Below are 22237 nucleotides of genomic sequence, written 5' to 3'. Positions count from 1 at the left end.
TATATCACTCTGTTTCCCGCAGTTACGCCGGGAGAGGTCCGCAGTCAACCGCGATTCTCTATGAAAAACAACCCATTCTGCCATTGATTTATTACCATCTTCCGCGTACTCGCCCCCTCCCTGTGAGAATATAGGGCACAGTACCAAACAATAGCTGCTGGACAGCTTCGGGTTCCGGGTAGTCGGCTGGATTACCGGGGCGGACACGACCGCTCTGCGAGCGCTGCTTCGAGCGAGCGGGCCGTCTCTTCGAGGGCTCTCGGGAGGTGCTCTTCCAAGACGGCGCCGTCGATGCGGTACGTCGGTCCGGCGACGGTGAGCGCGCCGGCGACAGTCCCGTCGGGGCCGCAAACCGCCTTTCCGAGGCTTCGCATCCCCTCGGTGTATCCCTGATCGTTGACGGCGTATCCGTCCTCACGGATCCGTTCGAGCGTCTCGAACAGCGTCGATCGATCGGTGATGGTGTGTTCGGTTCGTCTCGGGAGCCCCCGTCGATCGAGAATCCGCTCGACCCGTTCTTCCGAATACTCGGCGAGAATCGCGAGCCCGGCAGCCGTCGAGTGCATCCCGTAACTGTCGCCGACGCGAGCTCGGTAGGATGCTGCCGAGTCGGTATCGACCGAATCGTCGTACTTTACCCAGGGGTGATACGACTCGACGAGAGTGGTCACACGACCACCGTCCTCGACGACGAAGTCGACCTCTTCTTGGGTTCGTTCGGTTAGCTCCGTTACTGCTTCTGTCGCTTCCTCGAAGCCCGGCCAGTGATGCCTGACGTGCTCGCCGTAGGTCAGGAGCCCCAGTCCGATCCGATAGGCGTTGCCGTCCCGTCTGAGGAATCCGTTCTGTTCGAGAGTCACGAGATGCTTGTAAGCCGTGCTCTTCGCGAGTCCCACCGCGTCGGCAATCTCCGTTAGCCGCGCGCTGTCCCGTCGTCTGACTACATCGAGAATCTCGATCGACGTCTGCGTCGTCTGAACGGTCGGGCGCGCGTCGTCGTTCATACTTCTGGATCAACGGACACAAATATAAAAGTTCGCTCAGAGCGAACTATCGTCTGCAAGATATCCCCAGATGCTACTCGGATCCACCTCACGCTCGCTCTCTGTTTGCTGTACGGACGTAATCTGATAATACGACACGAATTGGGAGCATATTATCTGTGATATCAACATAATATTTCGTCCCACCTGTCGAATGTTGTTCGAATTAGCGAAACTTTAGCCGACAGATATCTCCGGTACGACTCTGCGACCCGTCGTTGCGCCCTTCGAGATCGAACTGGAATTCGACGACTCGGCAGATTTGCGTAGTCCTGTACGTCTTTATCCCCCCGAGTACACGCCGTCGTGCGATCTGGTGGTTCTCAGTCTCGAACTGTCTCTTCTGAACGAACCTCTAACATACGTACGTATGTTATGATTCTCTCGTATCGAACGTGCGATCTGCAACTCTTGGGCGCGGATTACGTCCGCTCCCGAACTGCTGCGGAACGAAAACTCATCGTTTTCTCGGACTGATAGCTCTGTCTCACCCCAGATAGAAGCAATTTTGTACGCTCTGTTCTCACTTCGTCGTATGACAGATCCAGAATCCACAGATAACAATTCGATTCACGTCTCAATGGAATTATCTGGGCCGTACCAAGACGTTATCGAGAAATTGGGGCCTAAAACTGATCGAAATGATTCTATCTATCCTCTTTTGAGGGACGCCGAGGAGGTCCTCGAAACTGTCGAGCGGCTGCAGGCCGGGACGCGGAGTACGATCGCCGCGGAGCTCCCTGCCGAGATGACAGTCGATTACGACGCCGAGTCGCTCGTCGATCTTCTGCAAGTGCTCAAGCGCTACGGGTTACTGGAACTCGACGGCAACACGTGGAAAATACCCGACGAGACGGAGACGTAACGCCCAATCGGCTGTCTTCCCGCTCGCAAATACTACTATATTTGTACGGACCCCACAGTTTTTGCACGACTGCGACAAACCGCTTCTATGTCTCAGAACACGTCAGATACCCTCGCTTCGCTCCTGGAGAGCGTGATCGAAGACACGAACGGAGCAGACGTTCACTTCAAACTCCGGACAGCCTTGCAGCTCCTCGACGTGGTCCGCGTGCGGAACGAGCAAATCACCGATACCTTGTCCGACGTCGACCTCGACGCCGACCTCGAAGAGCGACTTCGAGAGTTGGGTTACGTCGAGTGACTCGTCTGACTCACGATAGACTCCACACCCTTTCAATTTAAACTCTATCAGTGTTTATTGGATCCACACAGGAACGTTCGCGCGGCAAGATATTCTCTCCCCCCCGACACACGCGTAGGCAGGCGATTTGCCGTCGCATAAATGACCGCACCCCGTCGACGGGAGAATACTGAGCGCAAACGGGGCGGTGTGTAATAGTGGTGACACGGGTGTGAACGCCGGTCTCGCTTGGCTGAAGTATGATGGAGAACGTCGAGCGGGCAATCGCGGACTCGACGACGGTTCAATACGCCCCGTTCATACGTAAATTCCACAGAACGGACCCGACGGGAGTCACGTGAGCGTCAGCGAACGTGACTACGTCGGGGGAGTGAGGCCGAAGGCCGAACGGACCCGACGGGATTTGGAACCACGGTCGCTCACTGCGTTCGCTCCCTGATTCAAATCCCGCGGCTGTCGCTATTCTACACTCACTTCGTTCGTGATAGAATAGCGGACCCGACGGGCACACGTAATACCGTGTGACGAAACCCAGACAACAAATCCTGAAACTCACAGAGAAGCGCTCTCTCTGGTGATTTCACATCCACAAGAGAGCACGCCATGCACTTCGAGTTAGAGCCGATTTCCCCAGAAGACGCCGTCGAATCGTACCTTGAAGAGAAACAATCAGAGTTTGCAGAAGCGACACTCCGCTCACAACGATCCCGACTCAATCACTTTCTGCAGTGGTGTCACAACGAAAACCTCACGAATCTCAACCCTCTGTCGGGCCGTGACCTTCACCGATACCGTCTGTGGCGTCGAGAAGATGGTGACCTCGCGCCCGCGAGCGAGAAAACCCAGATGGACACCATCCGGGTGTTCATCCGCTGGTGTGAATCAATCGATGCCGTTCACACCGATCTTTCGACGAAAGTCATCTCTCCGAGTCTGAGCATCGGAGAGAACTCTCGTGACGTGATGGTGACCGCCGAGGCTGCCGAAAAGATTCTGAACTATCTCAGCACGTACGAGTATGCGTCTGAACGTCATGTCTGCTTTCGATTAATGTGGCGAGCTGCCCTCCGCCGGGGTGCAGTTGTCGCGCTTGACGTCGAAGATTACGATGCGAACGATCAGTCGTTGGAAGTGAAACATCGCCCCAGGACCGGTACTCCGCTCAAGAACAAGCAACGTGGTGAGCGCTTTATTGCCTTGTCCGACGAGACCTGTTCAGTGTTGGATGCGTGGATTGGCCACCGCCGTCCTTCTACAACAGATGATACTGGCAGAGACCCCTTGCTGTCCACTCCACAGGGACGAGCCCATCCGACAACAATTCAGACGTACATGTATTCGGTGACGAAACCGTGTCTGACTACTGGGGAATGTCCGCATGGCCTTGAGATTGAGCAATGCAAGCCCGCGACCGACCGGACACACGCATCGAAGTGTCCGTCATCGGTGTCACCTCATGCGCTTCGGCGGGGTGCAATCACCTACTGGCTCTCGTCTGATATGCCCGAACCGGTCGTGAGTGACCGGGCCAATGTCTCCCCCGAAATTCTGAAGACGCATTATGACCGCCGGTCCAAACAGGAGAAGATGGAGCAGCGTAGAGGGTATCTCGACAATATTTAACGATTCTGTTGAAACCCTATTGATTCGACATTTCCCGACTGCAACGGCCGGTAGGAAGCTGTGCGAACCGACCGCTGCGATTCCTGACAGACGGAGAGGATATTTTTGCCGTGTTGCAAGATACAAAGCGCATAGTCAGCACGTTCCGACCGCAATCGAAGAGCAGTGGCGATTGCTTATTTTCAGAGAAAATCTGCATCTCGGACACCGTCGGGCAGGCTGAAGTGACTGGAATCACTCCTCGCGTTTGCCGTACGTTTCCTCACCCCAACCATAGTCGGACGCTTCGTTGTTCCGTTCGAGGTAGTCCTCCAATACCTCCTGTACGGCTCGGCCAAGATCGTCCAACTCACCGTCGATCAGTGAAACTGTGCTCGAATTGAGCGACTTAGTCGCGTCTCGCTCCCGCCAGTCATCCGGAATCGCTGGGGAATCGCCACTTCGGCGTTTTCACTGCCATCCGTCGTGATGAGGACTCGTGAATAATCGGCCTCCACCTCATCTCCGTTGTACTCGCCCGAGATGACGAGCACGGAGACGTCACTTCGATGGAGGATCCGTTCGGTAACACCGCCCAAGAGACGCCGACTGAGCCCGGTCAATCCCTGTCTCCCGACGACGATCAGGTCTACGTCCTGCTCGTCAGCGTACTCGCTGATTCGGACAGCGGGCTTTCCTTCTTGCAGATTCGTGTTAACGGTCTGACTGAACTCTGATGCAAGTTCCTCAATTTCCGTGAGGGCAGCCTCCCCACGTTCGCGCAACTGAGCCTTCTCATTAGCGGTTTCTGTGAGTCGGAGTGCTTTTTGTTCGACGACAGAGAGAGCATCGACGGTCGCGTCGAAGCCCTGAGCGAGTCGGAGCCCACGTCGTGCTGCTCGTTTCGCTTCGTCACTCCCGTCTACAGCGATCACAATACGGTTGTACATATCTGTACGGAGTTTTGTCGGGTACTTCCTTCATCGTTTGCCAGAGTGCATTCGACAGCCGAGATGGCAGCGAGTTTATCACGTGGTTCCAGAGGAAATCTAAGAGGATTGACGAATTCACAGGAGAGGAACAGCACCGCTACGGACTCCCGGGAACTGGCGAAACGGTGCGGGCGATTCGAGGGAGCCTGAAGACCCTAGTCAAGCGTATTTCGGAGGGGAACGCCGAGTTCCTCGCCACCCTTCCCGATGGAGTTCAACTTTGATGGGTAACTTCGTCATCCCCCACCATCCAAAAGTCTGTTTCCAACCCATGCTACCAAAGAACATAGTGTCGGCACAGCCAAGAACCTGTATGCACGAACGTATCCTCATCCCAACTGACGGGAGTCCCTCTGCAGAAGCCGCTGCCCGTCACGGGATCGTGATTGCAGAGGCCTTCGAGGCATCGGTTCACATCATAAGCGTCGTCGATGAGCAAGCGCGTAGTGACCGACCTACAGAAGCAGAGGCTCAAGATGCCGTATCTACGCTCGAAGAACTCGTTGAGCAAGAATCAGCCCTTTCCTGCCAATTGGTCATTGAGCATGGGCGTCCGTACGAAGCGATTCTTTCCTATGCGTCAGAGAACGATATCGACCTCATCGTCATGGGGACTCACGGGCGACGTGGACTGAGTCGTGTCCTCCTTGGGAGTGTCACTGAACGCGTAATTCGGTTGAGCAACGACCCCGTGTTAGCAGTCCCACCGTATGCAATGGGCCGAGAGAGGGACGGATACGAAAGGATCCTCATCCCGACGGATGGCAGTCCTGCTGCTACGGCAGCAGTCGATCACGGGCTAGCCATTGCAGAACAGGTGGGAGCCACAGTGCGTGTACTCTATGTAATCGAAGGTGAAACGGGACTTCCACCACTTGGTGATTCGTTGCGTGACGAGGCGGTCGAGGTACTCGAAGCAGTTGCAGAACGAGCGTCGGAACGCGAAGTCACTCTGACCACTCACGTCCAGCCCGGAACTCCCCACGAGGTGATCAATAATTTCGTCAGTGCACATGGGACCGATCTCGTTGCAATGGGGACGCACGGACGCTCAGGGTTACGCCGTCATCTACTCGGAAGCGTCACGGAGAGAGTCTTGCGCACGAGCGATGCACCGGTACTCACCGTACGACAAGATACTGAATGAGAGCCGCCCTTTGCCGCCCCCTTGGACCGGGAGTATGTGCAGAGGGAGGATAGATGATCGAATACTGCTCGGTGACGGCAACTGGCGAGGAATTATGAGAACTCGAACCGTACTTCATCGGGAGGAAAACCATGAATTTCGACGAATTTACCGGAGAGGTGCAACACCGTCTCGAACTCCCGGCGACTGGTGAGGCTGTCCGTGCGATTAGAGCGACGCTGATGACGTTGGGTCAGCGAGTCCCCGAGGGAAACGCTGAGGATCTCGCCGCATCGCTCCCAATGGAGATAAAGTGGTACATGACTGGAGCCGTCCACGAACACGGCCAGCGATTCGACTGGAAGGAATTCGTTACGCGCGTCAGTGAGATCGAAGGTGCAGATCGACCGGAGGCAGCCTACCACGCACAGGTTATCGTTGATCTCGTGAGTACACTCGTTCCCCCATCCGACCTCCAACAACTCCGCAATCAACTGCCCGAGAGCGAAGACGACGAAAACTGGCGGAAACTTTTCGAGGTGGTTGACGCCGGGGGATGGGGAGACGCTCAAGAGGCACAAACTGGAGGCGGTCCCCAAGACGAATCCAGCTGAGTCTGAGGGGTCCCCCGGCCACTTGAGTCGTGTCCCTCGTTCATCGTCAAGACTGGTTTCCCGGGTTCGAAACCTCCCCCTGTCGCTTATTGGAGTGTCCGACGTACCACTCGGTATGGGAGAGCTCGAAACCGAGAGTGAGAAATCACGGTCAGAGATCGCATCATATCTCCGCGAATTAGCAGATCAACTCGACGACGGTGGAGACGTGACGCTCGAACTCGGTGGTCAGCAGGTGCGATTGAATCCGACGAATCCAGTGACCTTCAAGTTGGAAGGCGAGTCGGACTGGACCGAAGGCGATACCGAGGCGAAACAGAGTATCGAGTTCGAGCTAGTCTGGTGGCGTGACGCCCAGACGCCGGAAGAGGGAAGCCTGGACATCAGCTCCGAGGGGGAGTAAGGTCCCTCCTCTCCCCGGATTACGTCATTATGTACGACCAAATCCTATTTCCAACGGACGGAAGTGAGCCAGCCGATACAGTCCTTGATTACGCACTTCAGATAGCGTCCGAACACGAAGCCACGATCCACATCCTCAACGTTGCGGACACCAGCCAAGACAGCCTCGTCCGGATTCGCGGCAATGTAACCGACATCCTAGAGCAGGAAGGAGAAGAGATCGTAACGGAAGCGGCACAGCGTGCAACAGAACGCGGCATTCCCGTCGTCTCGGAGGTACTCCAGGGCGACCCGTACGAGGCGATCACTGACTACAGCGAGCAGTCGGACATCGGTTGTATCGTCATGCCGACGCACGGGCGACGTGGACTCCAACGGTTCCTCCTCGGGAGCGTCACTGAACGAGTCATCAACACCGCAGAGGTACCGGTAATCGCAGTCAATCCTGATCGGAATCGGCCACTCGCGTATCCACCCCAGCGCATCCTCGTCCCGACGGACGGGAGCCGGGGAGCAGCACTCGCGTTGACGGCAGGAATCAATGCGGCGAAGACGACAGATGCCAGGCTTCATCTGCTTCATGTGGTCGAAACGGGAAGCCTCGGTCCGGATGCACGATCCGTGCTGAAAGAGGGCGAATTGAGCGAGCGAGCGCACGAAGTCATCGACGAAGCTTCCGAGAGGGCTAGGGAAGCGTCGCTTGATCCAGTCACCAACGTGATACAGCACGGTGAGCCGTCGAAAGTGATTCGTGACTACATCGCCGAGAACGAAATTGACCTCGCCGTCTTGGGAACCCACGGCCGAACCGATTTCAGTCGGTATATCATGGGAGGCGTCAGCGCCAAACTCGTCCGAACGTCGCCAGTGCCGGTGATGTGGGTTCGAGAATCTGACGCAGATGATCCCTCCGATTCCTGAGTGGGATGGCTGAGTGCAGAACCGCACCTCCGGTAGGGTTCGACGTCGGGTGACATCTTTTGACAACCCGCTCCGAAGTATTCGCATGGAAGATGTTCGCTCGGTACGGATGAGTACGGAGGAACGGAACGAGTTCTTGGGGAGTGGTGGAACCGGTGTCATCTCGTTCGACCCGCCGGACGACGGTCCCCCGTACACCCGACCAATTTCGTATGGATACGACGCAGAGGCGAGGAATTTCTACTTCCGGCTGGCCGTCGGTCCGAAGGACGCCGGAAAGAAAGATCTCATCGATGAAGACAGGGAGATTTCGTTCGTTACGTACGACGAAACCGACCGTGGCTGGCGAAGCGTCATCGCAACCGGCAGCCTGGAAGAGATCACGAAATCCGCACTCGACCCCGAAGTCGCCGAGGCGATTCAGCGAGTGAAAATCCCCTTCGTGGACGTGTACGACAGTCATCCCCTTACGCTAGAGTTCCGATTCTTCCGGCTCACCCCGGACGAGGTGACTGGCCAACAAGAAGCAGGAACTTGAGAGCGAGCAAATCGAAGAGAGCGGGTGCATATTCTCTTAACTACCCTCGTCACGTAGTCACTCGCTGTATGCCAGAGGAAGTCCTCTTCAAATCGGAGCAGCGCATGAGCCGAGAACAGATTGCATCGTACCTTCAATCAGTCGTCGATAAACTCAACGCCGGTGACGCAGTCACACTCCAGGCGGGTGGCGACTCCGTGATTCTCGATCCTCCCGCTCAGCCGACGTTCGAGGTGAAAGCCGAACGCGAAGGACCGACCAACGGGCCGAAAGAGTTGAGCATCGAGTTCGAACTCGAATGGCCGGAAGACAGTGAAGAGGGTGGCGGACTTGAAATCGGATAACTGTTAACCGCCGTTTTCCGGTAGTAAATATATAGAACGGCAACGAGAGCACCACCTAGAGAATCAGCGCTCCTGCCTATGATAGAATCGGTTTGGACACCGTGAGCGGTGGATTATCGGTAATAATTAAGTCGAGTATATACTTATGAGGGGGGTCACTCGTCGTCTGGATGGGCGATTTCGAGTTCGAAATCGCCTCTGGGATACGCGACGCAGGTTAGCAGCCACCCTTCCTCGATCTGATCCTCATCGAGGAATTCGTTACCGTCGTGGGTAATTACCTCGTTGGCATTACCGTCGTACTTCCCCGTACACTGTCCACATCTACCTACTTCACACGCATACGGAATATCGACACCGGCGTCGAGGGCGGGGTACAGCAGTTTCTCGTCTTCGGATATCTCGACCTCGGTCCGTTCTTCTTGGTCCAGAAACACCACGCTGTACGAGGCGACGTCGCTCTCGCCCTCATCGAGACATCCCGCGAGCACAGTGACTCCGACACCACCCATCGCAGTCAACAGGCGGCGACGTTCCTCGTCCGGCAGGTCCCGAGAGGTTGTAGCACTTGTCTTCGGGTCGCTCGACGGTTGGCAAGCGCTGGAGTTCTGTCGCTCGTTCATACGTTTGAGATAACGGAGGCACCAACATAAGCCATAGTGTCGCAACACGGCCGATGATTTGCGCTCACCTACTCGTTCGCATCTTTCGGAGCCATCCTCGGTACACGTCTTTCATCCAGACCAGGTGTCAGCAACCAATGGCACACAAGAACATAGTACGAGGGCCGCCAAAATCCCCCCTATGTACGACCGCATACTCGTGCCGACCGACGGGAGTCGATCTGCAGAAGCCGCCGCTCACCATGGGATCGTAATCGCAGAAGCATTCGACGCGTCCGTCCACGTCATTAGCGTCACTGGTGAGAAAGAACGCGATGATCGGCTTGCGAAAGCACAGGCTCAAGACGCCATCTCTCACTTTGAGGAGCTTTTCGAGCAGGAATCAAACCTCTCCTGCCAGTCAGTCATCGAGCACGGGAGTCCGTACGAAGCGATCCTTTCCTATGCGGCAGAGAACGACATTGATCTCATCGTCATGGGGACACATGGGCGACGTGGACTGAGCCGTGTCCTGCTCGGCAGTGTCACTGAACGCGTAATTCGGTTGAGTAACGACCCCGTTGTAGCAGTGCCACCCCATGCAATCGGCAGAAAGAGGGAGGGATACGAGAGGATCTTGATCCCGACAGACGGGAGTCCTGGTGCTACTGCTGCGGTCGACCACGGCATATCCATTGCCGAACGGTTGGGAGCCGCGGTACGCGTGCTCTGTGTGATTGAAAATGAGATAGGGCTTCCACCAATCGGTGATCCGCTCCGTGACGAAGCGGTCGAGATCGTTGATGCAGTAGCGGAGCAAGCATCGGAACGCGACATCTCCCTGACCACACACGTCCAGCCCGGGATGCCCCACGAGGCGATCAACAATTTCGTCAGCGCTCATGGGATAGACCTCGTTACAATGGGGACACACGGTCGCTCGGGGATTCGCCGTCATTTACTTGGAAGCGTCACTGAGAGGGTCTTGCGCACGAGCGATGCGCCCGTACTTACCGTGCGACAAGACACAGAATGATGAAAGCAACTGTCGCTGGTCTGTAGAGCTTGTGAAGTCGCTCAATAAGTCCGATGGACGGTATTCACATTTCCGTACCATCGTTTGTGTTCGGCCGGAATCGCGGGCGGACTCTTCTCGAAATTCCATGATTTCCTCCGCCGTTTCCGATCTCGTTGACTCCGTGAAAAACCTCGAAGAGTCTTCGAAGAACGGATCAACAATTATGTAACAGGAGCCGAACGCGCATAGTTTCCTCGCAGACAACACGTATCCGCCGATATTGACACCTACGTACCCTGTTTTAAAGTCGAGTGCGGCCAATGATAGTAGATATGACAGTCGATCCGTTCAACCGCGGCAAACATCACGCTGCCGTCGTTGTCGGAAGTTTCGCGTTAGCAGCGTTGTTGTGGGCGGCTGGATACAGGTTTTCTCGGATCGTCGCCGCCGTTCCCTGGTCCCTTTTATTTCTGGTATTAGTCATCGGGCCGGTGACGAAGATCTGGCCGTCGATCAATCAGCGGTTCAAGGGGAACTTCCCGCTGTACTTCCGATCTGAACTCGGTATCTGGTTCGTACTCTGGTCCCTGGTCCACGTGAGCCTGGTGTTCCAGTTCTTCGGCTGGGACGTCATTGGATTCGTGGTTGGTATGAGTCCGTGGGCGTTCGCTGCTATCGTCGGTGTCTTAATCGCCGTCATTCTATTGTTCACGTCGAACATCTGGGCATACCGCTTCATGGGGCCCAAAGCCTGGAAGTGGCACCAGAGCCACGGAACGTACGTTATGTTCTGGCTCCTGACTGTCCACATCTACGATCAGGCGTTCCTTCGGGGCGAGGGTCCGACAGAAGATCCGCTCCACCTCCTGTACGTTCTCTCCATCGTCATCGTCGTCGGACTGCACGTCGGGGCATTCATCAAGGTCGTTGCCCACTACCGGAAGCACGGGAAGTATCCGAGCGGTATCTCGTGACCTGATTCGATTCGTCCACGTACTCTTCTACGGAGAATCGTTTCTTTCCGCTTCGTCCTCGTTAAGTTTCGGGGGGTGTCTGTACCTCTATCTCGGAGCGTGGAGGGTATCGCAGCTTCCAGCTCAGTTTGTGAAGTTCGATAGCGACTGCGATGGTCAGGGCAATCCCGCCGAGAACGAGCCACTGTTCCAGCCCGACAGGTGCCGTGCCGAGGACCGCCTGAGCGGGCGGGAAGTACATCGCACCGAGGTGGACCAAGAACGCTGTAATTGTTCCGGTGAGCAAGATCGGGCTCCGAAACGGTGAGAGCTGGAACAGCGACGTCGTCTCGGATCGGGCATTGCCGATGTTAACCATCTGGAACAGGACTATCAGGAGGAGCAGGTGATTGCGGACGGCAGCCTCTGAGAGCCCCTGATCTAACAACCAGACGAACGTCCCGAACCCGATAACGCCGATCACCAGCGCGGCGACGAGCGTCCGTTCGATCATGATCTGATTGAAGATCCGCTCGTCCGGCGAGCGCGGTGGCCGATTCAACACGTTCCCCTCCTTTGGTTCGAAGGCAAGGGCGACATCTTGAATCCCGTTCGTGACGAGGTTCAACCAGAGAATCTGGACGGGCACTAATGGGAGTGGAAGTCCCGCCGCCAGACTCAACAGAACGAGGGCGACTTCGCCAGCGCCGGTGGAGATGAGCAGGAAGATGACCTTGCGGATGTTGTCGAACGCAACACGGCCCTGTTCGATACCGGCGACTATCGTCGCAAAGTTATCGTCGCTGATCACGAGTTCCGCCGCATCCCGGGCCACGTCAGTCCCCATCTTCCCCATAGCGATACCGATATTCGCCTGCCGGAGTGCGGGGGCATCGTTGACGCCGTCACCCGTTACAGCTACGTAGTGGCCCATACCCCGGGCAGCTTCGACGATCTTGAGTTTCTGGTCCGGCGAGACGCGTGCGAACACCAGGGTCTTTTCGAGGATTTCTGCAAGTTTCTCCTGCGAGGTATCCATGAGTTCGGCTCCAGTGGTTACCTCGTCTGCCGACTCAGCAAGTCCGAGGTTCCGGGCGATAGCGAGTGCCGTCTCCGGATGGTCTCCGGTGATCATCGTGACTGTGATACCAGCCTGTTGCGCCGACGCAATCGCTTCCGCCACGCCGGATCGAAGCGGATCGATCAGCCCGAGAAAGCCCAGAAACGTCAGGTCGGTTGGTTCGGAAGGTGGCTGTTCCAGCTCCCCGCTGGTCTCCACTGTTCCTTCCGCAACAGCGAGGACACGGTATCCCTCGTGAGCCATCTCGTTTGCCTGCTGCTGGAGCACTGGCAGTGAAAATTCGCCTTCGCTTGCATCCGTGCACATTTCCAGAACGCGCTCGGGTGCGCCCTTGACGAATACCCGCGACTCATCGTCTGTCCGGTGGAACGTCGCCGCGTATCGCTGTTCCGGCTCGAACGGAATCTCGTCGATCTGTGGATGCGCATCGAGCGCCGACTGGCGGGACCACCCGAGCTTGCGACCGAGCGCGAGGAGGGCGATGTCGGTCGGGTCACCGCGCCACGTCCACTCGTCGTTCCGCCGAGACAGGTGACCCTCGTTGCAGAGCACAGATGCGCGAGCGAGACGAGACAACTCATCGGCGAGGTCTGGCTTCGGAGGATGCCTGTCTTGGAGGACGTTCCCTTCCGGAGCGTACCCTTCGCCAGTCACCTCGAACGTGCTTCCATCGGGGAGTTGAATCTGTTTGACGGTCAGTTCATTGGCTGTTAGCGTCCCGGTCTTGTCCGACGCGATCATCGTACAACTGCCGAGTCCCTCGACAGCCACCAAGCGGCGAACGATGACCCCGACTTTGGCCATTCGCCGACTGGCGACGCCCAGTGCGACCGTGATCCCGACGGGGAGTCCTTCGGGAATCGCCGACACGGCCAGTGCCACGGCGAACAGGAACATCTCGACGGCGTCGTACTGCTGGACGAAAATCCCGAGAAGCGCAGTGATCGCTGCGGCGACGAGGACGACGAGGCCGACGATGCGGGTGAACCGTTCCATGCGCATCACGAGAGGTGGCTGCCCGCCCTCGACGGCCGTGACGTCCTCGGCCAGTCGGCCGACGACCGTGTCAGCACCCGTTTCGACAACGACACCGCGGCCCCGTCCACGATTCACCACGGTTCCCGCGTAGGCCATGTTGCGCCGGTCGCCGAGTGGGGCCCGGTCGTCACCCGCCCACTCTTCGTCTTTCAGGACGGGTGCCGATTCGCCAGTGAGTGCCGACTCGTCGATTTCCAAGCCGTGAGTGGAGACTAAGCGAATGTCTGCAGGAACACGATAGCCCGATTCGAGAAGGACGACGTCGCCGGGAACCACATCCTCACCATCGATGTCGCGTGTCTCCCTATCGCGGATGACCGTCGCGCGGGTACGGATGAGTTGTTGGAGTGCCTGGCTACTGCGTTCCGCACGCCATTCCTGGATACCACCGACCAGCGCATTGACCAATAGGACCGCAGCGATGAATCCAGCGTCAGTCTCCTCGCCGATGGCGAACGAGACGATTGCCGCGATGGCGAGAATGTAGATGAGCGGATTCTTGAACTGACGGAGGAAGATCTGCCACACGGTGACCGGCTTTGCCTTCGGCAGGCGATTTGGGCCGTGTTCGGATCGTCGGCTTTCAGCTTCCTCGGTCGAGAGACCATCTGAATCGGCGTCAAGAGAGTCGTAAATCTGGCTTAGCCCCCGCGAATACCAGGATTCGGTGTCCGTTGAAGCGGAGACAGCCATTAGTTACTGGAAGTACGCTGGGGGGCGACTTAGTGGTCAGTGTCGAGTACAGAAGCAGGGTGTCCGTTGACCGGAGGGGCAATTCAGGACGGAGCCAGTGTTGAGAACGGCAGATTCTACGCTGTGAGACAGCCCAAGAGACATTCCTGACCGCTGTTCACTCAGGCTGACGAACGGTCATGACAGGAACTGGTGACGTGCGAACAGTTTTTTCGGCGACGCTTCCGAGGAGGTATCGCTCAAGCCCACTGCGTCCGTGGGTACCCATCACGACGAGGTCGATATCGTGCTCCTCAACGTAGGAACGAATCCCTCGGTAGGGGCTCCCGTATTCTATCGCAGTTTCGACCGCAGACACAGACGCTTGGGTCGCTTGCTCCTCGATGGTATCTACCGCGGATTGGGCTGACTCTTCGAGTGCTTCGAGGATTGCACCGGAACGGACATCGACTCCTATCGCCACCGTATCGATGACAGAATACGCATGGATGCGAGCATCGTACCTGCTCGCAACACTGACAGCGGGGCCAATCGCGGCCTCAGCCCCCTCACTCCCGTCGGTCGGCACCAAGATGTCGGTGTAGGGGTACGTGACGTTACCGTCATCCTCTGTTTTGACCGTCAACACTGGCACATCTGAAAGCCGGACGACCTTCTCGGTGACACTCCCGAGGAGATACCGTTCGACGCCGGTTCGGCCGTGCGTCCCCATGACGATGAGATCGATTTCCTGTTCGGTTGCGTATCTCAGAATCGCTTTGTGGGGGATGTCTGTCTTGACGGCCTGCTGTGTGGAGATGCCGCTCTGAGAGAGTTCAGCACAGGTTCTCTCTGCGACCGCCGCGAGTTCGTTTCTGACCTCGTCTGACTGGGGGCCGGTATCGAGCGTCCTGGAATCGGCCACACATAGGGCGTGCACGTTCGCTTCGTAGCGCGTCGCCAGATCCGTGGCGTAACCGAGGGCCGCCTGCGCACAGTCACTTCCGTCCGTCGGAATGAGGATGTTGTCGAACACACTCTGAATTTGTTCAGGGGGCCACATCAAGATGGGAGTCGGCTATTCATAATCTATTATGTTGAATGGATACTGGCTTCATGGTAAAAGTGGTTCACAAAGTGGCTCTGTGTTCGAGATAGCGAACATCAGGACGATTTCATAGGACTGTCGATTCCAGCCGAGCGCTTCGCATTTGAGTACGGTATCTCGGCCACCCAGCACAGAGAGGGGAGTCCGTCACGCGTCGAGACGAATCAGATACACCCGTGAAGAAAATTCGACCGCAGTTTTGCGATTATGACGTTAGCGGACCCGACGGGATTTGAACCCGCGACATCCTGGTCCGGAACCAGGGACTCTGTCCACTGAGCTACGGGCCCTCGAAATTGGATAGACCGGCCGGTGGTTTAACCGTTGTGAACAGGTCTGTGACGTCGAATCAAAAGCGCGGCCGTCTCAGGGAGCCTCGCCAGTCTCGATCGAGAACTCGGCGCGCGGGTACGCGACGCACGTGAGTGTGTACCCCTCGTCGAGCTCGGCGTCGTCGAGCATCTGTTGGTTGTCGTGGACGACGTAGTCCTCGGAGTTGCCGCCGGAGGTAATCTGGCCGGCACAGGAGACACACTGACCCTGACGGCAGGCGTACGGCATATCCCAGCCTTCGTCTTCGCCGGCCTCGAGAACTGTCTCGTTGTTCGCGACCTCGATGGTCTCGCCCTGCTTGACGTACTCGACGTCGAAGTACTCGATTTCGTCTTCGGGAATGTCGGCAGGACTCGATTCCTCGGCTTCCCCGCTCTCTTCGAGTTCGGCCCCTTCCTCGCCGCCGGTGACAGCCCCTGCGGGGGCGGCACCGCCGCCGATGGACCGGTTCATCGGTTCGGGGAAGTCCGTCTCCGAAACGGTGCTCGCCCGCTGTTCGAGCACCTCCTGGGTGATGTCCGCGGTGGGCGTCCATCCGGTGCCGCGAGCGTAGTGCAGCGCCACCGCGAGGAGCGCCAGGGCCACCCCGGTGCCCAGCCCCACGAGGTTGATTTCGACCATATCGCCGGCTACGGAGTCGGGGGTTAAGGAAATTGTGATTGCCGCGCCGCGGTCGTCAGCGACGAACGAACCCGACGAACAGGGAGTTCACCTCCGTCGTGCTAGTCGCGCCGCTTCACTTCGTGGCGGCCGAACCCGTACCGCAGCCGATTGGCGAGTCGCCGGGCGAACCGGCCGTCGTCCGCGCGACTATCGAACCGCTCTGCGAGCGCCTGGTAGATGAGCGGCACTGGGATCTCCTGTTCGAGCGCTTCCTGAACCGTCCACGTCCCGGTCGAACCGCCGGCGACGTGGTCAGCAACGTCGCCCAGGTCGCTGCCCTCCTCGCGGAACGCCTCCTCGCAGAGTTCGAGCAGCCACGAGCGGATGACCGCGCCGTTGTTCCAAGTGCGCGCGACCGACTCCAGATCGAGGTCGTAGCGACCGTTCGCGAGCAACTCGAAGCCTTCGCCGTACGTCTGCATCAGGGCGTACTCGACGCCGTTGTGGACCATCTTCACGTAGTGGCCCGACCCACTCGGCCCCATCCGGTCGTGGCCATCGGGTCCGGTCGCGACGGCGTCGAAGACGGGCGTCATCGCCTCGTAGGCCCACTCGGGGCCGCCGACCATCAGCGAGAAGCCGAGTTCGGCTCCCGCCGGACCGCCGGAGGTCCCACAGTCGAGGTACGCCGCGTCGGTCGATTCCCCTCTGCGGACGGACGCCTCGAAGTGTGAGTTGCCGCCGTCGACGACGACGTCGTCTGCGCCGAGGTGCGGTTCGAGTTCTTCGAGCGTCGCATCGACGGCCTCGCCCGCCGGCACCATCAGCCAGATCCGTTTCTCTGCGCCGAGTCGGTCGGTGAGGTCGTCGAGGTTCTCCGCGGGCGTCGCCCCCGCGTCGGCGGCGGTCGCGACTGCCTCCGCATCGAGGTCGAACGCCACCACGTCGTGGCCCGCGTCTAGCACACGGTCGACGACGATCTGTCCCATCCGGCCGAGTCCGATAACGCCCAGTTGCATACGACCGATTCCGCCGCCGGAGGTGGTAGTGATTGTGGTTTAGAGCCGTTCGTCGAGCGCCTCAGCGAGTCGCGGGCCGGCGCCGTCGTCGACGCGGAAGAACAGTTCCGGTTCGATCAGTTCGACTTCGAGAAGATGAAAGTCGGTGTCGACGCCAGCGCCGGGTTCGGTCTGATCCAGACGACCCGACTCTCCGCGTTCGATGCCGTCGACGCGGGCGTACAGGGGGCGCTCGCCGTCCATCTCTGCCGTCACTGCATCGACGACGTCGTTGGCCTGCGCGCGGAGCGACTCGCTCGGACTCTCGACCGCGACGCTGCCGCCGTGGTCCTCCTGTACGCGGAAGTCGCCCGCCTTCGGACGCTTGACGACGGCGTGGCTGAATGCACCGTCGAAAAACACCAGCGACCACTCGCCTGCCGTGATCCCGCCGGCGAACTGCTGGACGAGAACATCTCGCTCCGCCAGTAGGTCGTCGAACCAGACTTGCTCGTCTGCAGCGTCCGCACGGGCGATCCGTCTCGTCTCGAATGCGCCCGCACTGATGGCGGGCTTGACGACCACCTCGTCCCATTCGCGGTCGTCGACGATGGTCGATAGTTCGACGTCGCGACCGCGTTCGACGTACTCCGTCGGGAGCGTCGAGACGCCGCGTTCTTCGAGGTCGCGGAGGTAGAATTTGTGCTGATTCCACCGCAGCGTCTCGGGGTGATTCCACACCGGACGCGAGGCCGCTTCCAGGTGGTCGATCCACGCCGCGAATTCCTCGGGGTGGCGATAGTAGTCCCAGACCGATCGGACGAGCACGGCGTCGAACCGATCCCACGTGACCGAGTCGTCGGACCAGACGACCGGCTCGACGGTCACGTCGCGGTCGCGGAGAGCAGAAACGAAGGAGGCGTCGTCGTCGACGAGCGACGGAAGTTCCTCGCAGGTGGCAAGTGCGATAGTGGTCACGCCCGAGGTTCCCTCCCGCCGGGCGATAAGCGTTTTTCACCGCGCCGCGCGAGGACCGAGTATGGACGAACGCATCCGCGAACACGCGGAGATCCTTGTCGACTGGAGCGCTCGGATCGAAGAGGGAGACGACGTCGTCGTCAGCGTCGCCGAAGGCGCACACGACCTCGCAGTTGCCGTCGCGGAGGTGCTCGGTGAACGCGGCGCGAACGTCGTCACCACGTACGCGTCAGGAGAGGTTTCTCGCGCGTACCTCCGCGCGCACGCGGGAGACTTCGACGAAGCGCCGGCACACGAACTCGCACTCTACGAGAACGCCGACTCGGTCCTCGCTCTCGGCGGCGGTCGCAACACGTTCGCGACGGCCGACGTCGACGGCGAGACCCGACAGGCTGCCGCCCGCGCGAACCAGCGAGTTCGGGAGGCCCGCCTCGCGACCGACTGGGTCTCGACGGTCCACCCGACCCGCTCGCTCGCCCAGCAGGCCGGGATGTCGTATGAGGCCTACCAGGACTTCGTCTACGAGGCGATCCTCCGCGATTGGGAGTCCCTGGCCGAGGAGATGAGCCGCGTGAAGGACGTTCTCGACGCCGGCAGCGAAGTCCGGCTGGTGTCCGGCGACACCGACCTGACGATGTCGATCGAGGGTCGGAACGCGGTGAACTCTGCGGCCTCTGTCGCTTACGACTCGCACAATCTCCCCTCCGGAGAGGTCTTCACGGCTCCCTACGACACCGAAGGCGAGGTTCGATTCGACGTCCCGATGACCATCTCCGGGGCACGCGTCCGCGACGTCTGGCTCCGATTCGAAGACGGCGAGGTCGTCGACTTCACCGCCGCCGCTGGAGAAGACACTCTCGCCGACCTCATCGATACCGACGCCGGTGCGCGTCGACTCGGCGAACTCGGCATCGGGATGAACCGCGGCATCGACCGCGTCACCGACAACGTCCTCTTCGACGAGAAGATGGGCGATACTGTCCACCTCGCGCTCGGGCGCGCGTACGACGCCTGCGTGCCCGCGGGCGAATCCGGCAACGACTCGGCCATCCATACCGACCTCATCACCGACGTTAGCGAAAACTCCCGGCTGGAGGTCGACGGCGACGTGATCCAGCGGAACGGGCGATTCTACTGGGAGGACGGCTTCGAGGATGGGGAGGACGGCTTCGAGACCGACTCCGAGACGTAGACTGTCAGCGCCGACAGAACACCGACCAGCACAGGGGCGTGAGCCGCCCCGTACGGCGTTCACCCGAGAGTCGCTTTCGACGTACTTTTTATCGGCGGCCGTCTCGTCTCCCCTATGGCTGAATTCAAGGTCGTCGTCTCCGACGAGACCGGACACACCCAGCAGTTCGAGGTCGACGGACAGGACGCGAACCGATTCCTCGGTCGCGAACTCGGCGACGAGGTCGACGGCGGTGCCGTCGGTCTCGACGGACTCACCCTCGAACTCACCGGTGGCTCCGACGAGGCTGGCCGCCCGATGCGCGAAAACGTCGCCGGATCGAACCTGAAGGAACTGCTCCTGGAGGGCGGCGTCGGTTACAAGCCCTCCCGCGACGGCGAGCGCAAGCGCATCACCGTCCGCGGTCGGCAGGTTTCCGAAGAGACGGCGCAGGTCAACGCCTCCGTCGTCGACGGCGCAATCGAAGACGTCCTCGGCGGCGACGAGGAAGACGAAGAAGCCGGCGAAGAAGCCGGCGACGAAGCCGACGAAGAGTAAGCGACCGTGTCCGAGCGCGTCCCGAGCGACCACCCCTCGGTGACGAGCCTTCACGCGACGCTCGCCCGCAGCGGCGGCACCAGACGCCCCTGTCTTCGCCTCCCCGACGGTGTCGCCGCCGAGGAGGGCGACGTCGTCCGACTGTTACTCGATGGCGTCACGACGTACGCGCGGGTCGTTTCCGACTCGACTGGGCTGCTCATTCGCGGGTCCTACGACAACGAACGGCTGGCCCGCGAGCCACGCGAGGGCGAGAACCGACTCGTCGAGTGGTGTGACGAACACGACCGCGGCCCCGACGACGCAGTCGAACTCGACGAACTCGATCCGGGATTCTGCTATGGGCTCCGCGAACCCGGCGACCGACTCGTCTACGACGTCCCCGCGCGCCCGAACGAGTCGCTTCAGGACATCGCCTCCTCGCTCCGCGAGTAACGCGTTCGGGTTCTCTCGTCTCGCTTCTGCTCTGTCCCCCAATTTCCCCGCGTGAGTAAGCCTTACCACCACTCCGCTGTTTCTCCAGGTATGAGTCAGGTTCCCGAACGGAGCGAAATCGACACCGAGGACAAGTGGGACCTCGCGAGCATCTACGAGGACGACGAGGCCTGGCAGGCCGCCTACGAGTCCGTCAGCGACCGCGTCGACGACCTCCGGGCGTACGAGGGCCGCGCGACAGAGAGTCCCGAAACGCTGCTCGAACTGCTGGAACTCCGCGAGGAGATCCTCCGAGAGGTCTCGAAAGTGAGCAGCTACGCGAGCCTCCGGAGCGCCGAAGACACCCGAAATCAGGAGTACCAGGCGCTCCAGGCGAAAGCGGAGTCCCTCTCGTCGTCGGCGCAGTCGGCGACGAGTTTCCTCGAACCCGAACTACAGGAACTCGACGAGAGCGACGTCGAGTCCTTCGTCGACGCCGAGCCCGAGCTCGCGGAGTACGAGCATTACTTCGACGACGTCCTGCGAATGAAGCCGCACACCCGGTCGGCGGAGGTCGAAGAGCTGCTCGCCGAGCTGGGCGAAGTCGCGGGCGCCTCCTCGGACATCTACGGGATGCTCTCGAACGCCGATATGACGTTTCCGACCGTCGAGCGTCCAGACGGCGAGGACGTCGAGATCACGCAGGGGAACTTCACGAAACTCCAGAAACACCCCGACCGTGCGTTCCGCCGGGAGGTCTACGAACGGTTCTACGACGAGTGGGCCGACGTCCGCAACACCGTCGGCACCTCGCTGAAGAACAGCGTCAAGAAAGACGTGAAGTACGCCCGCGCACGCAACTACGAGACCGCGCGCGAGGCCGCGCTCGACGGCCCCAACGTCCCGGTCGAGGTGTACGACAACCTCGTCGAGACCGTCCGGGAGAACCTCGACAGTCTCCACCGCCACGGCGAACTGAAGCGTGAGGCGCTGGGTGTCGACGATCTCCAGATGTGGGACCTGTATATGTCGATGACGGGTGACGAGGGGCCCGAAATTCCCTACGAGCAGGCGACCGAGTACATCGTCGACGCGCTCGAACCGCTCGGCGAGGGGTATCAAGAACGCGTCGAAGAAGGCCTGGAGTCGCGCTGGGTCGACGTCTACGAGAACCGCGGCAAGCGCTCGGGCGCCTTTTCGGCCGGCACCTACGACACCCAGCCGTTCATCCTGATGAACTACCAGGACGACATCGCCTCGATGTTCACGCTGGCGCACGAACTCGGCCACTCACTGCACTCCGAACTCGCGAAAGACCAGCAACCCTGGCAGTACGCCGACTACACGATCTTCGTCGCGGAGGTCGCCTCGACGGTCAACGAGACGCTTCTGACGCAGCACCTCCTCGAAACCGTCGAAGACGACGAACTCCGGATGCACGTCCTCGACGAGTACCTCGAACGCTTCCGCTCGACGCTCTATCGCCAGACGATGTTCGCAGATTTCGAACTCCAGATCCACGAGGTCGCCGAGGTCGAGGGCGCGCTCACGCCCGACCGCTTCGACGAGACGTACCGCGACCTCAAAGCGGAGTTCTACGACCCGGCCGAACTCGACGACCGGATCGCCCGCGAGTGGATGCGCATTCCGCACTTCTACTACAACTACTACGTCTATCAGTACGCCACCGGCATCTCGGCCGCCGTCGCGATCGTCGAGCGGATCCTCGAAGAGGGCGAGGACGCCGCCGCGGCGTACCGCGAGGCGCTGGCGCTCGGCGGCGCCGAATACCCGATGGACGTCCTCGACACCGCCGGGGTCGATATGACCTCGCCGGAACCGATCGAATCCGCGCTCTCGGTGTACGACGACTACCTCGATCAGATGGCCGACCTGCTCTAAGCCGCGGTTTCGGAGGCGGCGGCGTCAGCCCCAAGCGGTAAGCCACACCACTTCTTCGACC

23 protein-coding genes, 1 tRNA gene and 2 pseudogenes are annotated in these 22237 nt (G+C 59.6%); 16 read left to right on the top strand and 10 right to left on the bottom strand.

From position 1 onward, the window contains the following. Positions 1-191 precede the first annotated feature (191 nt). Entirely contained in the window at positions 192-1004 is an 813-nt protein-coding gene (locus NO347_RS14255) for an IclR family transcriptional regulator (protein WP_256290293.1), read from the bottom strand. 574 nt (positions 1005-1578) lie between these two features. Between NO347_RS14255 and NO347_RS14250 the strand changes: the two genes are divergently transcribed. The 3 genes from NO347_RS14250 (at position 1579) to NO347_RS14240 (ending at position 3831) form a co-directional block, all read left to right on the top strand. Next, positions 1579-1908, top strand: a complete 330-nt coding sequence (locus NO347_RS14250; RefSeq protein WP_256290292.1) for a hypothetical protein — start codon at positions 1579-1581, stop codon at positions 1906-1908. Positions 1909-1995: 87 nt separating this feature from the next. After that, positions 1996-2208 (top strand): hypothetical protein, encoded by a 213-nt coding sequence (locus NO347_RS14245; protein ID WP_256290291.1) that lies wholly within the window; start codon positions 1996-1998, stop codon positions 2206-2208. A 603-nt stretch (positions 2209-2811) separates the two neighbouring features. Then, the gene (locus NO347_RS14240) at positions 2812-3831 is read left to right on the top strand and encodes a tyrosine-type recombinase/integrase (RefSeq protein WP_256290290.1); all 1020 of its coding nucleotides are present in this window, start codon (positions 2812-2814) and stop codon (positions 3829-3831) included. Between the two features lie 234 nt (positions 3832-4065). On the opposite strand, the gene NO347_RS17490 is transcribed toward NO347_RS14240, so the two are convergent. Both NO347_RS17490 and NO347_RS14235 read right to left on the bottom strand, forming a co-directional pair. Then, a complete protein-coding gene (locus tag NO347_RS17490; protein ID WP_484494533.1) occupies positions 4066-4254 on the bottom strand; it encodes a DUF7992 family protein in 189 nt (62 codons plus the stop codon). 11 nt (positions 4255-4265) lie between these two features. Next, positions 4266-4760: pseudogene (locus NO347_RS14235) on the bottom strand (universal stress protein); the annotation flags it as partial. A gap of 107 nt (positions 4761-4867) precedes the next feature. Here NO347_RS14235 and NO347_RS17395 point away from each other — a divergent pair. The 7 genes and pseudogenes from NO347_RS17395 to NO347_RS14205 form a co-directional block, all read left to right on the top strand. Further along, positions 4868-4999, top strand: a pseudogene (locus NO347_RS17395) (DUF2267 domain-containing protein); the annotation flags it as partial. Between the two features lie 116 nt (positions 5000-5115). Further along, positions 5116-5949 (top strand): universal stress protein, encoded by an 834-nt coding sequence (locus tag NO347_RS14230; RefSeq protein ID WP_256290288.1) that lies wholly within the window; start codon positions 5116-5118, stop codon positions 5947-5949. A 131-nt stretch (positions 5950-6080) separates the two neighbouring features. Then, the gene (locus NO347_RS14225) at positions 6081-6542 is read left to right on the top strand and encodes a DUF2267 domain-containing protein (protein ID WP_256290287.1); all 462 of its coding nucleotides are present in this window, start codon (positions 6081-6083) and stop codon (positions 6540-6542) included. 115 nt (positions 6543-6657) lie between these two features. Next, positions 6658-6945, top strand: a complete 288-nt coding sequence (locus NO347_RS14220; protein ID WP_256290286.1) for an amphi-Trp domain-containing protein — start codon at positions 6658-6660, stop codon at positions 6943-6945. Between the two features lie 29 nt (positions 6946-6974). Continuing rightward, entirely contained in the window at positions 6975-7865 is an 891-nt protein-coding gene (locus NO347_RS14215) for a universal stress protein (RefSeq protein WP_256290285.1), read from the top strand. A gap of 109 nt (positions 7866-7974) precedes the next feature. Continuing rightward, positions 7975-8403 (top strand): pyridoxamine 5'-phosphate oxidase family protein, encoded by a 429-nt coding sequence (locus tag NO347_RS14210; protein WP_256290284.1) that lies wholly within the window; start codon positions 7975-7977, stop codon positions 8401-8403. Positions 8404-8471: 68 nt separating this feature from the next. Next, complete coding sequence (locus NO347_RS14205) at positions 8472-8747, top strand: amphi-Trp domain-containing protein (protein WP_256290283.1); 276 nt, start codon at positions 8472-8474, stop codon at positions 8745-8747. Between the two features lie 155 nt (positions 8748-8902). On the opposite strand, the gene NO347_RS14200 is transcribed toward NO347_RS14205, so the two are convergent. Then, positions 8903-9370, bottom strand: a complete 468-nt coding sequence (locus NO347_RS14200; RefSeq protein WP_256290282.1) for a 2Fe-2S iron-sulfur cluster-binding protein — start codon at positions 9368-9370, stop codon at positions 8903-8905. Positions 9371-9551: 181 nt separating this feature from the next. On the opposite strand from NO347_RS14200, the gene NO347_RS14195 reads away from it, so the two are divergent. Beyond that, the gene (locus tag NO347_RS14195; RefSeq protein WP_256290281.1) at positions 9552-10385 is read left to right on the top strand and encodes a universal stress protein; all 834 of its coding nucleotides are present in this window, start codon (positions 9552-9554) and stop codon (positions 10383-10385) included. A 473-nt stretch (positions 10386-10858) separates the two neighbouring features. Then, complete coding sequence (locus NO347_RS14190) at positions 10859-11341, top strand: hypothetical protein (RefSeq protein WP_256290280.1); 483 nt, start codon at positions 10859-10861, stop codon at positions 11339-11341. A 61-nt stretch (positions 11342-11402) separates the two neighbouring features. On the opposite strand, the gene NO347_RS14185 is transcribed toward NO347_RS14190, so the two are convergent. From NO347_RS14185 to NO347_RS14155, 6 genes are all read right to left on the bottom strand, one after another. Beyond that, entirely contained in the window at positions 11403-14132 is a 2730-nt protein-coding gene (locus tag NO347_RS14185; RefSeq protein ID WP_256290279.1) for a cation-translocating P-type ATPase, read from the bottom strand. Between the two features lie 157 nt (positions 14133-14289). After that, entirely contained in the window at positions 14290-15147 is an 858-nt protein-coding gene (locus NO347_RS14180; protein ID WP_256290278.1) for a universal stress protein, read from the bottom strand. 289 nt (positions 15148-15436) lie between these two features. Then, positions 15437-15509, bottom strand: a tRNA-Arg gene (locus NO347_RS14170). A gap of 76 nt (positions 15510-15585) precedes the next feature. Then, positions 15586-16173 carry a 2Fe-2S iron-sulfur cluster-binding protein gene (locus NO347_RS14165; RefSeq protein ID WP_256290276.1) on the bottom strand — a complete coding sequence of 196 codons (588 nt, stop codon included), beginning with the start codon at positions 16171-16173 and terminating at the stop codon, positions 15586-15588. 101 nt (positions 16174-16274) lie between these two features. Beyond that, positions 16275-17174 (bottom strand): phosphogluconate dehydrogenase (NAD(+)-dependent, decarboxylating), encoded by a 900-nt coding sequence (gene gnd / locus NO347_RS14160; protein WP_256290275.1) that lies wholly within the window; start codon positions 17172-17174, stop codon positions 16275-16277. A gap of 39 nt (positions 17175-17213) precedes the next feature. Further along, entirely contained in the window at positions 17214-18131 is a 918-nt protein-coding gene (locus NO347_RS14155; protein WP_256290274.1) for an ATP-grasp domain-containing protein, read from the bottom strand. Between the two features lie 61 nt (positions 18132-18192). On the opposite strand from NO347_RS14155, the gene NO347_RS14150 reads away from it, so the two are divergent. From NO347_RS14150 to pepF, 4 genes are all read left to right on the top strand, one after another. Next, on the top strand, positions 18193-19323 hold the full coding sequence (locus NO347_RS14150) for an aminopeptidase (protein ID WP_256290273.1): 1131 nt from the start codon (positions 18193-18195) through the stop codon (positions 19321-19323). Positions 19324-19437: 114 nt separating this feature from the next. Next, positions 19438-19860 (top strand): 30S ribosomal protein S6e, encoded by a 423-nt coding sequence (locus tag NO347_RS14145; protein ID WP_256290272.1) that lies wholly within the window; start codon positions 19438-19440, stop codon positions 19858-19860. Positions 19861-19866: 6 nt separating this feature from the next. Beyond that, entirely contained in the window at positions 19867-20295 is a 429-nt protein-coding gene (locus NO347_RS14140; RefSeq protein WP_256290271.1) for a DUF7112 family protein, read from the top strand. A gap of 90 nt (positions 20296-20385) precedes the next feature. After that, the gene (pepF, locus tag NO347_RS14135; RefSeq protein WP_256290270.1) at positions 20386-22176 is read left to right on the top strand and encodes an oligoendopeptidase F; all 1791 of its coding nucleotides are present in this window, start codon (positions 20386-20388) and stop codon (positions 22174-22176) included. Positions 22177-22237: the final 61 nt, after the last annotated feature.

The sequence above is a fragment of the Halobellus inordinatus genome (assembly GCF_024464655.1).
GTDB classification, from domain to species: Archaea; Halobacteriota; Halobacteria; order Halobacteriales; family Haloferacaceae; genus Haloquadratum; species Haloquadratum inordinatus.
The sequence above is the reverse complement of the archived record's forward strand: the minus strand, read 5'-3'. Positions and strand labels throughout refer to the sequence as shown.